Genomic DNA, 11,259 nt, shown 5'->3' on the forward strand with positions numbered 1-11,259 from the left:
TACTATAGAGAACCATGTTGAGAGAATTTGTACCAGAGCCGGCCTACAGCACCACGGATGATGACACGGTATATGCGTTGCTGTCGCGTCGTGCGCAGAAGAATCCGGATGATCTTATCGCACAATGGCAGGATGATGAGACTCGGCAATGGCATGATGTGACGGCAGGCCAGATGCTCGCTCGTGTGCGCGCCGTGGCGAAGGGCCTTATCGGTCTTGGAGTCAAAGCCGGAAGCATGGTGGTCATTTACTCTCCCACCTGTTACGAGTGGGGTGTGGTCGATTTCGCATGCGCGGCCATCGGCGCGGTAAGCGTTCCGATTTATGAAACCGATTCGGCCAAGCAGGCCGCTTCCATCGTGGAAGAGGTGGAGCCGGTTATTGCCTTCGCTGGAGATTCCGCCCACACGCAGACGCTCGAACAGATTCGTGACATGCATGAAGGGCTGCGTTACGTGTTCAATTTCAAAGCGGACGGTCTTGACGCGGTTGCCGATTTCGGAGAGGGCGTCGATGACGATACCCTTGATCAGGTCATTGCCCGGATCAAGGCGGACGACATGCTCACCATCGTTTACACATCGGGCTCCACGGGACGTCCGAAGGGTGCGATGCTGTCCCATCGCAACTTCACGCATATCGTGCTCAATGGCTACATCATTCTTGACGAGATGCTGTACCAGCCCAACAGGTTGATGCTGTTCCTGCCGTTGGCGCACTGCTTCGCCCGCTATATCCAATACGTGGCGATTGGCGGACAAGGCGTGGTCGGCTATCTGCCTGGAGCCAAGCATCTGCTCGCCGATCTGCGCAGTTTCAAACCGACGTATTTGCTTGGCGTGCCACGTGTGTTCGAAAAAGTGTACAACGCTGCCTCGCAGAAGGCCGGTGCGGGTATTCGCGGCAGGGTCTTCGCCAAGGCGTTCGATCATTTCGTGCAATGGTCCAAGGACGAGCAGGACGGGGGACATCATTCGATGGTGGCCCGAGCCGAGCATTCCTTCTTCATGTCCGTCGTCGGCAAGTCCATTCGTTCCGCGCTTGGTCCGAACCTGAAATATCTGGCATGCGGCGGCGCCCCGCTGAACGTCGACCTTGCCCACTTCTTCAATGGCATGGATGGCATCACGTTCATTCAGGGGTACGGTATGACGGAAACCGCGGCTCCGATGATCGTCAACTGGCAAAATGCGAATCGCGTCGGTTCCGTTGGTAAGCCCGGGCCGGGTATGGGTGTGCGCACCGATGATGATGGCGAGCTGCAGGTCATGGGCCCCAATGTTTTTCTTGGCTACTACAAGAATCCTGAGAAGACCGCTGAAGTCAAAATGCCTGATGGTTGGCTGAGGACCGGCGATCTGGGGGCCATCGACGATGATGGATTCGTGTATATCACCGGCCGCAAGAAGGACATCATCATCACAGCCGGAGGCAAGAACGTCAGCCCCGCCCCGATGGAGGACATCATCGACACCTGTCCTATCGTGTCCCATGCTGTGGTCATTGGCGATGGCAAGCCGTTCATCAGCGCTTTGATTGAACTGGATCCTGATATGACTCGTTCTTGGCTTTCCCAGCAGGGTCTTGATGCCGATATGTCCATGAAGCAGGTAGCGGAAAACGATGCCGTGCGCGCTTTCGTGCAGCAGTATGTCGAAAAGGCCAACGCGAACGTTTCCCGTGCGGAATCCGTACGAAAATTCGAGATTCTCGATGAGGAATTCAACCAACAGGACGGCACCTTGACGGCAAGCCTGAAAGTTGTTCGTCCCAAGGTGCTGCAGCGCTACGCAGACGTCATCGAAAACGTGATTTACGCGCCAAAACCCTCCAACAGGCCGTTGCCGAAGACCGTCCAGATTCTCGACCGCACCACCGAAACCGTCAAGCAGGCGTCGGAAAGCATGCGGCAGGCTTCTGAATCCGTCAGCCCGAAGGTTCGGCAGGCATTTGATACCATGCAGGAGAGAATCAAGAAGCAGTCCGATGAACCGGATGACGAGACGGCACCGTCCGTCGAGCCTTCCGCAACCAAGAACAACGAGGAGCGTTAATTTTGGCAATCCGTGAGATTCGAGTCGTACCTGATCCAGTGCTGCGCACCCCATGCGATCCCATCAAGGAGATCACGCCCGCGGTGCGCCATCTGGTGCAGGATTTGTTGGATACCGTTGATGACCCGGGACGCGCCGGATTGTCCGCCAACCAAATCGGCGTGAGTCTGCGTGCGTTTTCCTACAATATCGACGGCAAAATCGGCTATGTGCTTAACCCGGTGTTGGAGGAGGCCAGCGGAGAGCAATATGGCGATGAAGGCTGCCTTTCCGTTCCAGGATTGTGGTACAAGACTCGTCGCGCCGATTATGCTCGCGTGCGGGGCATTGATCTGGACGGCAAGCCGGTAGTGTTGGAAGGCCATGGCATCATGGGCCGCATGCTGCAGCACGAGACTGATCATTTGGACGGTCACGTCTATCTTGATCGTCTGGAAAAGGAAGAACGCCGCGAGGCGATGCGTTACATGCGCACCCATCGCAAGTGATCGAAACAGCGAACGACGATTCAACCATGGGGCCACGTCAGAAAGACGTGGCCCCATGGTATTTTTAGTATTTGTGCGCCAATTTGGTGAGAAGCGCTGCCGCGAGTGCTTCAAACCGCCCAATTATTGTCAACCGGTGCGCAACCAATTCGCGTCATGCTCGCGACGACCTGTGTCGGTCGGCTGATGCCTGCAAGGCATTGGCTGCACGCAGGAACGCATGACCAGGCAAGAACCGACAAAGAAAGAGGTAGCAATACCATGGCTCAGATCACTATGAGCGACATGCTGAAGGCAGGCCTGCACTTCGGCCACCAGACCCGTCGTTGGAACCCGAAGATGAAGCAGTTCATCCTCACCCAGCGCAACGGCATCCACATCATCAACCTGTTCAAGTCGCTCGACATGATCGACAAGGCCTACGACTTCATCAAGGCCACTGTTGCCCACAACGGCACCGTGCTGTTCGTCGGCACCAAGAAGCAGGCTCAGGAAGCTGTTTCCGCTCAGGCCACCCGCGTGAACATGCCGTATGTCTCCGAGCGTTGGCTCGGCGGCATGCTGACCAACTTCCAGACCGTGTCCAAGCGCGTCTCCCGCCTCAAGGAACTTGAGGAAATGGACTTCACCGACGTGCACGGCTCCGGTCTGACCAAGAAGGAGCTGCTGCTCCTCGAGCGTGAGAAGGACAAGCTGGCTAAGCAGCTGGGCGGTATCCGCAACATGAACCGCACCCCGTCCGCCATGTTCGTGGTCGATGTGAACAAGGAAGCTCTGGCCGTCGAGGAAGCCCACAAGCTGGGCATTCCGGTTGTCGCCATCGTCGACACCAACGCCGATCCGGAATCCGTTGAGTATCCGATCGCCGCCAACGATGACGCCATCCGCGGCATCGAACTGCTGACCAGCCTCATGGCTGACGCAGTGGCCGAAGGTCTGCTGGAGCGTTCCGGCAAGGCCGCCAAGGCCGAAGGCGAAGCCGAGCAGCCGATGGCTGCTTGGGAAAAGGAGCTCCTCACCGAGGGCGCTCCGGCAGCTGAAGCCCCGGCTGAGGCTGAAGGCGAAACCAAGGCCGAGTGAGACCATGCTCTATGATGGGAGGTGCTATGCCTCCCATCATCGGGGCATCACCAAATTTTCAGAGGAGACAAATCAATGGCAGCAATCACTGCAGCTCTGATCAAGCAGGTGCGCGAGGAAACCGGCGCCGGCATGATGGACGTCAAGAAGGCCCTGACCGAAGCCGAAGGCGATGTGGCTCGCGCCAAGGAAATCATCCGCGCCAAGGGCATCCAGGCCGCTGGCAAGCGTGAAGGCCGCAAGGCTCAGGAAGGCACCATCGCCTCCACCGTTGTCGAATCCGCCAACGGCCAGACCGGCTATGCGGTCGAGCTGAACTCCGAGACCGACTTCGTGGCCAAGACCCCGAAGTTCGTGGAATTCGCCGGCAGCGTGCTCGATGACGCCGTCAAGGCCGAAGCATCCTCCGTGGATGAGGTTCTGGCAGCAGCCTCCGGTGACACCACCGTGAAGGAAGCCGTCGAGGAAGCCGCTGCTCTGTTCGGTGAGCACGTCAAGGTAGGCCAGTTCGCCAAGGTCGAGGGTCCGCATGTCGAGGTCTACGCCCACAAGAAGTCCGCTGAGATGCCGCCGAGCATCGTGGCCATGATTGCCACCGATGAAGCCGGCGCTGCTGTGGCTCATGAGGCCGCTCTGCAGATTTCCGCGATGGGCGCCCAGTGGCTGACCCGCGAGGATGTTCCGGCTGATGTGCTGGAATCCGAGCGTCGCGTGGCCACCGAGAAGACCACGGAGGAGCTCAAGAGCAAGGGCAAGCCGGAGGCCGTGATCGAGAAGATCGCTCCGAAGATCGTGGAAGGCCGTCTCGGCGCATTCTACAAGGAGACCGTGCTGCTTGAGCAGGCGTACGTCAAGGATCCGTCCAAGACCGTCGGCGACCTGTTCAAGGAAGTCGGGGGAACCGCGCTTTCCTTCGCTCGTGTGGAGGTCGGCAAGGGCGACGCCGAGTGAATCTGATGTGAATTGAGCTCACGCTTTCGAACGTGGGCTTGGCATATCTCCAATGTCCGCAATCCAACAGGATTGCGGACATTTTTTTGCACTAAACCCCATCGTGTTTTGGTGTCTGTGTTTGCCGATAGTCTTGAAAACGGTAAATTTCATGGGTTTTCGGGTAAGAAAGGCATTTCATGACTGGCGAAAACACTGGCGACAATCCCCGCAGGGTACTGCTCAAGCTGTCCGGAGAGGCATTCGGCGGAGGCAAAGTCGGCATCGACACCACCGTCGTTCGTCGTATTGCGGAGGAAATCGTTCCCGCGGTCAAGCAAGGTGTGCAGGTCGCCATCGTTGTTGGTGGCGGCAACTTCTTCCGTGGCGCCGAACTGCAGCAGGCCGGCATCGATCGTTCCCGCGGCGACTATATGGGCATGCTGGGAACGGTGATGAACTGCCTCGCTCTGCAGGATTTCCTCGAGCAGGAGGGACAGGCCACGCGCGTGCAAACCGCCATCACCATGGGACAGGTCGCCGAGCCGTACATTCCGCTTAAGGCCATTCGTCATCTGGAAAAGGGACGCGTGGTGATTTTCGGCGCCGGAGCAGGCATGCCGTATTTCTCCACTGACACCGTGTCCATCCAGCGTTCTCTGGAAATCCACTGCGATGAGGTGCTGATGGGCAAGAACGGCGTGGACGGCGTATACACTGCCGATCCGCGCAAAGACGAGAACGCCAAGCGCTTCGCCACGTTGAGCTATAACCGTGCATTGGTCGACAATCTTGCGGTCATGGATGCTGCGGCGCTTTCCATGGCGCGGGACAACAAGCAGCGTATCCGTGTCTTCGGACTCGAGGGCGCCGGCAATGTGACCCAGGCTTTGCTGGGCGAGGAGATCGGCACCATGGTTTCCACCGCGGAATCCACCCTCGCCGAGTGACGACATTCAAAGCCGAATATCGATTAAACCAACAATATTAAAGGAGCAAACAATGGCAACTATCGTCGATCAGGCCAAGGCGCAGATGGCCAAGTCCGTGGAATCCACCAAGGAGAACTTCTCCGGTATTCGCACCGGTCGTGCGAATCCGGCGCTGCTTAACGGCATCACCGTTGACTATTACGGCGCACCGACCCCGCTGAAGGCCGTTGCCACCATCGGTGTTCCGGAGCCGCGCACCTTGGCGGTCACTCCTTTCGATGCGTCCCAGGCCAACGCCGTGGAGAAGGCGCTTCGTGATTCCGATCTCGGAGCCAGCCCCCGTCGCGACGGCAACGTCATTCGCCTGACCATGCCGGAGCTGACCGAAGAGCGTCGCAAGGAATATGTCAAGATTGCCAAGGGCAAGGCTGAAGACGGCAAGGTCGCGGTGCGCAACATTCGTCGCAAGGCCAAGGAATCCCTTGACAAGGCCATCAAAGACGGCGACATGGGCGAGGACGAAGGCGATCGTCTGCTCAAGGAACTCGACAAGGTCACCAAGCAGACCACCGACGAGCTTGACGCTCTGCTGGAAACCAAGCAGAAGGAGATCATGGAGGTCTGATTCCTTCGAATCTCCATAATCATCAATCGACGCACGGTACCACAGGAGAGACCACGATGGAAAAACAGGAGCAACGCGAAAAAGAAGCCGAAGAGGCCATTAACGCCATCAACAAGAAAACCGGACGCAACATGCCGCAGGCCATCGCCACGGCGGTCGTCCTGATCGCCATCATCTTGGCATGCCTGTTGATCAGCGTTGATTTGTTCGTCTATCTTGTCGTGCTGTTCATGGTGCTCGCATTGTGGGAGCTGCGCGTCGATTTCGCCACCGCGGGATTGCATATTCCCGTGGTGGCGCTGTGGGCATGTTCCGCGGTGACTTTGCTGGCCACCTACTACAGTAAGCATCATATTGTGGCTATGACGGTCTGTGTACTGGCCTCCTTGCTGCTTGTAGCGATCGCCGCAAGTGCCAAGGTGACGTTCGGCAGTCGGCTTTCCCTGGCCGTGGCGGACAAACTGTCGCACACCGATGCAGGTGCTCGTCTCGAATCGTCGTTCAATCATGAACAGGGTGAAGTGCGCCACAGCCGACTGAGCCATGTGGCAGTCTCCATGTTCACCGTTCTGTACATTCCGCTGCTTGCCTCCTGCCTGATCATGCCGTTGACGTTCAACGGTCATCCGGTGGCACATGCCATCATGCTTGTCTTCATGCCCGCGCTGAGTGACACCGGTGGTCTGTTTGCAGGTGCATGGCTTGGCAAACATAAACTCAGTCCCCGTATCTCACCGAAGAAATCATGGGAGGGCCTGGCAGGATCCATCTTGTTTGCCATGGCCGGTTCTTTTGTGGTGATGTTTTGCACTTACGAGCCATCCGTTTGGACGGTTCGATGGTGGGTGCCTATTGTCGCTGGTTTCATGATCGGTATAGCCGGAACCTTCGGCGACCTATGCGCTTCCATGCTGAAGCGTGACATTGGTATTAAGGATATGGGCCATCTGCTTAAAGGTCATGGCGGAGTGATGGATCGTGTCGACTCCATCCTCCTGTGCGCTCCTTTCGTGTGCGTGCTCCTGTGGGCCACCGGAATGTGAGAAAGGGCCAATAACCGTGAATTCCATGAATGATCAGCCGGAAACAGGCATCACTCCTGGAGGCACTTCGGGCGCCTTCCGGGATGTGCTGTCGAAAGACCATGCCCGCCGTGGCAAGCCGCCACTGCATTTCGCCGATATGTCCGAAGAGGAACGTATCGGTAAGGCCAAGGAACTTGGATTGCCGAAATTCAGGGTCAAACAGCTGGCTAATCATTACTATGGCCATTTCGATGTCAATGCGGAAGAATTTTCCGATTTTCCGGCGGCAAGACGCTCCGACGCGGCTGAAGCTTTCTTCCCGGAACTCATCCATGAGGTGACACGCCAAGTCGCCGATGGAGGCACCACCATCAAAACGTTGTGGCGCCTGTTTGATGGGTCGCTGATCGAATCCGTATTGATGCGTTATCCCACCAGAACCACGCTTTGCATTTCCAGCCAGGTCGGCTGCGGCATGGGTTGCCCATTCTGCGCCACTGGACAACTGGGACTGACCAGGAACATGTCCGCAGGTGAAATCGTTGAGCAGGTTCGTGTGGCCGCGAAGGCCATGCGTGACGGTGAAGTGGCCGGAGGCTCCGGACGACTGAGCAACATCGTGTTCATGGGCATGGGCGAACCAATGGGCAACTATAAATCCGTCTTGAGCGCAGTCCGCCAAATTAGTTCCATGCCTCCCGAAGGCTTCGGCATCTCCGCACGTAACATCACGGTTTCCACCGTTGGCGTGGTGCCTGGCATCAGGAAACTGGCCGAAGAAGGCATCCCAGTACGTCTCGCAGTATCCCTGCACGCGCCGAGCGATGAATTGCGCGATGAACTTGTGCCCATGAACAAGCGTTTCAACACCAAACAGGTGCTCGACGCTGCGCATGATTATTATCTGGCTTCCAAACGGCGAGTCAGCATCGAATACGCCTTGATGCGCGGCATCAACGACCAGGCGGAACATGCCAAATTGCTGGCGAAGCGTCTGAACCACTATGGAGATGATTGGGCGCATGTCAATCCGATTCCGCTCAATCCGATCGAGGGATCGAAGTGGACCGCGTCCAAACCAGAAGACGAGCGTAGATTCCTTGAGATTCTCCATAACGCTGGCATCACAGCCACACTGCGTGATACCAGAGGACAGGACATTGATGGCGCATGCGGACAGCTTGCAGCCAAAGAACGTGACTGATTCCTCCGAAAGGCCCGGTTCTGTCCGCTACTCGGAATCCGCATGAACCGACGTAACGTATTGCGGTTACTCTTGCAATCATTGCAACCGTTATGCGTGAAGGAGTAGAGCAGCATGTCACTGGCGGTCCGAGTCATTCCATGTCTTGATGTCGATGCGGGACGAGTGGTCAAAGGCGTGCATTTCGAGAATCTTCGCGATGCAGGAGACCCGGTCGAACTCGCCGCGGAATACTACCGCCAGGGCGCGGACGAACTGACGTTCCTTGATGTGACGGCGTCAAGCTCCCATAGGCAGACCATGGTCGATGTGGTGAGCCGCACCGCCGAACAGATTTTTATTCCACTGACTGTCGGCGGCGGCGTACGTACCCCTGAAGACGTCGATTCCCTGCTTCGTTGCGGTGCGGATAAGGTCGGCGTCAACACCGCGGCCATCAATGACCCTACCCTCATCAGTCGTGTCGCCGAACGATTCGGCAATCAGGTGCTTGTGCTGTCCGTCGATGCACGTCGCGAACAGGGAGAACGACATACGCAGTCAGGTTTCGAAGTCACCACCATGGGCGGGCGCAAATCCACTGGCATTGACGCCATTTGGTGGGTCAAGCGCGCCCAAGAACTTGGTGCGGGGGAGATTCTCCTTAATTCAATGGATGCCGATGGCACCCAACAAGGCTTCGATCTGGAGATGATCAAAGCTGTCCGCAAGGAAGTCAAAATCCCGATTATCGCTTCTGGCGGCGCCGGCAAAGCCTCGGATTTTCCGCCGGCAATCGAGGCGGGCGCCGATGCCGTGCTCGCTGCCTCGATTTTCCATTACGGCAAAGTCACCATTGGTGAAGTCAAAGACGCCATCAAGGCAGCCGGATACACCGTACGCTGAATAGAACCACGGAAACTACGCAAACCAACCCTGTAGTACTGAACAACGAATCGCAATACCATCATGACCAACGAAGCATACGACAACACCACCACTCTCGACCCGCGCATCGCACAGCGTCTCAAGCACGATGACAAAGGCTTGGTCGCGGCCGTCATCCAGCAGTTCGATACCAAAGAGGTACTGATGGTCGGCTATATGAACGACGAAGCCATCAGACGTACCCTCACCACCGGACGCGTCACATTCTGGTCGAGGTCCAGGCAGGAGTATTGGCGTAAGGGCGATACGTCGGGACATGCCCAGTATGTGAAGTCCTTCGCGCTGGATTGCGATGGAGATGCCATTCTGGTAGAAGTTGACCAAGTGGGAGCGGCTTGCCATACCGGCAAACGTTCCTGTTTTGAAGAAGGCGGACAGCTGCCTGTGGTCGTGGGCCATCGAACCAAAGAACAGGAGGGTCAGCGGTGAGCGAATGCAGCGTACAGACCCTCAAGTGGGGTGCTACATGGCCAAGCCGTGAGCAGTTCCATGAATTGGCCGACCAAGGCTACCGTGTCATCCCCATCGTACGTCGTTTGCTGGCTGATTCATTGACCCCAGTCGGCTTCTACGAGCGTCTCGCAGGAGGCCGTTCCGGTACGTTCATCCTCGAATCGGCTGAATTTGGCGGAGCGTGGAGTCGATACAGCTTCATTGGCGTGCATTCCATAGCGCAGCTGCGTTCGAACAACGGCAAAGCCGATTGGCTGGGACAGGTGCCTGTCGGAGTGCCCACCGACGGTGATGTTGTCGAAGTGGCACATGCCGCGCTGAAGACATTGAAGGCTCCGCACGTCGAGGGATTGCCGAATCTGACCAGTGGCCTCGTTGGTACTGTCGGATGGGATTCCATCCGACATTGGGAACCGACGCTCCGTGCCGAAGCCCCGAATGAGACCGGACAGCCGGAAACCGTTCTGGCTCTCGCCACGGACATCGCAGTAGTCGACCACGTGTCTGGCTCGGTATGGCTGATTGCCAATGCTGTGAATGTCGATGACCGTCCGACTCGTGCCGATGCCGCCTACGATGAAGCGCTGGCACGTCTGGATGATATGCAGCGCAAGGCTGCCGCACCCGTCGAAAACGAAGCCCGGGTCAATGTGCTCGACGAGTCGGTCGGCCAGCCCCAACTGCGATTCCGCACGGAGAAAAGCGATTACGAACGTTCCGTTGAAGAGGCCAAACGCCATATCATCGATGGCGATGTGTTCCAAGTGGTCATTTCGCAGCGACTGGATATTGATTCTCCCGCCGATCCGTTTGATGTGTATCGTGTGCTGCGTACCCTCAATCCGAGCCCGTACATGTATTTCATGGCACTCACCGATGCTCAAGGACGTGATTTCAACGTCATCGGTTCCAGCCCGGAAACACTGATCAAGGTGGACAACGGCCATGCCATGTCTTTCCCAATCGCCGGTTCCAGACCACGAGGCGCCACTCCTGAGGAAGATGAACGTCTCGCCAAGGAACTATTGGCAGACCCGAAGGAACGCAGCGAGCATATCATGCTGGTCGATCTGGCCCGCAACGATCTGAGCCGCGTGTGCCGTCCGGAAAGCGTCGAAGTCGTTTCCTTGATGGACATCAAACGGTTCAGCCATATCATGCACATCTGCTCAACTGTTACCGGGCAGGTCGATCCGCATATGACGGCGTTCGACGTGTTCACTTCCGCCTTCCCCGCGGGGACGCTGTCCGGAGCGCCGAAGCCGCGCGCCATCGAGATTATCGATGAACTTGAGCCGGCCGACCGTGGTATTTACGGCGGCACCGTCGGTTATTTTGATTTTTCAGGCAACCTCGATATGGCCATCGCCATTCGAACTGCATTCATTCGCGACCATGAAGCGAGCGTGCAGGCCGGAGCTGGAATCGTCCTCGATTCCGTGCCGGCCAGTGAGTGGCAGGAGACTCGCAACAAGGCCGAAGCCAGCGTTGAAGCGGTACAGATCGCCGCGCAGCTTCGCCAGTTGTGAGTCACATTCTGA

The 11,259-nt window shown here is 57.3% G+C and carries 11 protein-coding genes; all 11 read left to right on the forward strand.

Annotated features, from left to right (window positions below; genetic code table 11):
- The first annotated feature begins 14 nt into the window (after positions 1–14).
- Positions 15–2,054, forward strand: a complete 2,040-nt coding sequence (locus BAD_RS04155; RefSeq protein WP_011743166.1) for an AMP-dependent synthetase/ligase — start codon at positions 15–17, stop codon at positions 2,052–2,054.
- Positions 2,055–2,056: 2 nt separating this feature from the next.
- The gene (locus BAD_RS04160) at positions 2,057–2,542 is read left to right on the forward strand and encodes a peptide deformylase (protein WP_041777301.1); all 486 of its coding nucleotides are present in this window, start codon (positions 2,057–2,059) and stop codon (positions 2,540–2,542) included.
- A gap of 261 nt (positions 2,543–2,803) precedes the next feature.
- Positions 2,804–3,622 carry a 30S ribosomal protein S2 gene (gene rpsB, locus BAD_RS04165; RefSeq protein ID WP_003809326.1) on the forward strand — a complete coding sequence of 273 codons (819 nt, stop codon included), beginning with the start codon at positions 2,804–2,806 and terminating at the stop codon, positions 3,620–3,622.
- A gap of 75 nt (positions 3,623–3,697) precedes the next feature.
- Positions 3,698–4,573 (forward strand): translation elongation factor Ts, encoded by an 876-nt coding sequence (gene tsf, locus BAD_RS04170; RefSeq protein WP_003809325.1) that lies wholly within the window; start codon positions 3,698–3,700, stop codon positions 4,571–4,573.
- Positions 4,574–4,752: 179 nt separating this feature from the next.
- Positions 4,753–5,502: a UMP kinase gene (pyrH, locus tag BAD_RS04175; RefSeq protein WP_003809324.1), complete on the forward strand. Its 750-nt coding sequence runs from the start codon at positions 4,753–4,755 to the stop codon at positions 5,500–5,502.
- Between the two features lie 52 nt (positions 5,503–5,554).
- Positions 5,555–6,109 (forward strand): ribosome recycling factor, encoded by a 555-nt coding sequence (frr, locus tag BAD_RS04180; protein WP_003809323.1) that lies wholly within the window; start codon positions 5,555–5,557, stop codon positions 6,107–6,109.
- Between the two features lie 56 nt (positions 6,110–6,165).
- Entirely contained in the window at positions 6,166–7,152 is a 987-nt protein-coding gene (locus BAD_RS04185; RefSeq protein WP_033499459.1) for a phosphatidate cytidylyltransferase, read from the forward strand.
- A gap of 25 nt (positions 7,153–7,177) precedes the next feature.
- The gene (rlmN, locus tag BAD_RS04190; protein WP_003809321.1) at positions 7,178–8,338 is read left to right on the forward strand and encodes a 23S rRNA (adenine(2503)-C(2))-methyltransferase RlmN; all 1,161 of its coding nucleotides are present in this window, start codon (positions 7,178–7,180) and stop codon (positions 8,336–8,338) included.
- Positions 8,339–8,452: 114 nt separating this feature from the next.
- Positions 8,453–9,223 carry an imidazole glycerol phosphate synthase subunit HisF gene (hisF, locus tag BAD_RS04195; RefSeq protein WP_003809320.1) on the forward strand — a complete coding sequence of 257 codons (771 nt, stop codon included), beginning with the start codon at positions 8,453–8,455 and terminating at the stop codon, positions 9,221–9,223.
- Positions 9,224–9,286: 63 nt separating this feature from the next.
- The gene (hisI, locus tag BAD_RS04200) at positions 9,287–9,694 is read left to right on the forward strand and encodes a phosphoribosyl-AMP cyclohydrolase (protein ID WP_003809316.1); all 408 of its coding nucleotides are present in this window, start codon (positions 9,287–9,289) and stop codon (positions 9,692–9,694) included.
- Complete coding sequence (gene trpE, locus BAD_RS04205) at positions 9,691–11,247, forward strand: anthranilate synthase component I (protein ID WP_011743170.1); 1,557 nt, start codon at positions 9,691–9,693, stop codon at positions 11,245–11,247. The genes hisI and trpE overlap by 4 nt, the downstream gene beginning before the upstream one ends.
- Positions 11,248–11,259 lie beyond the last annotated feature (12 nt).

The organism is Bifidobacterium adolescentis ATCC 15703 (genome assembly GCF_000010425.1).
Lineage (GTDB): Bacteria > Actinomycetota > Actinomycetes > Actinomycetales > Bifidobacteriaceae > Bifidobacterium > Bifidobacterium adolescentis.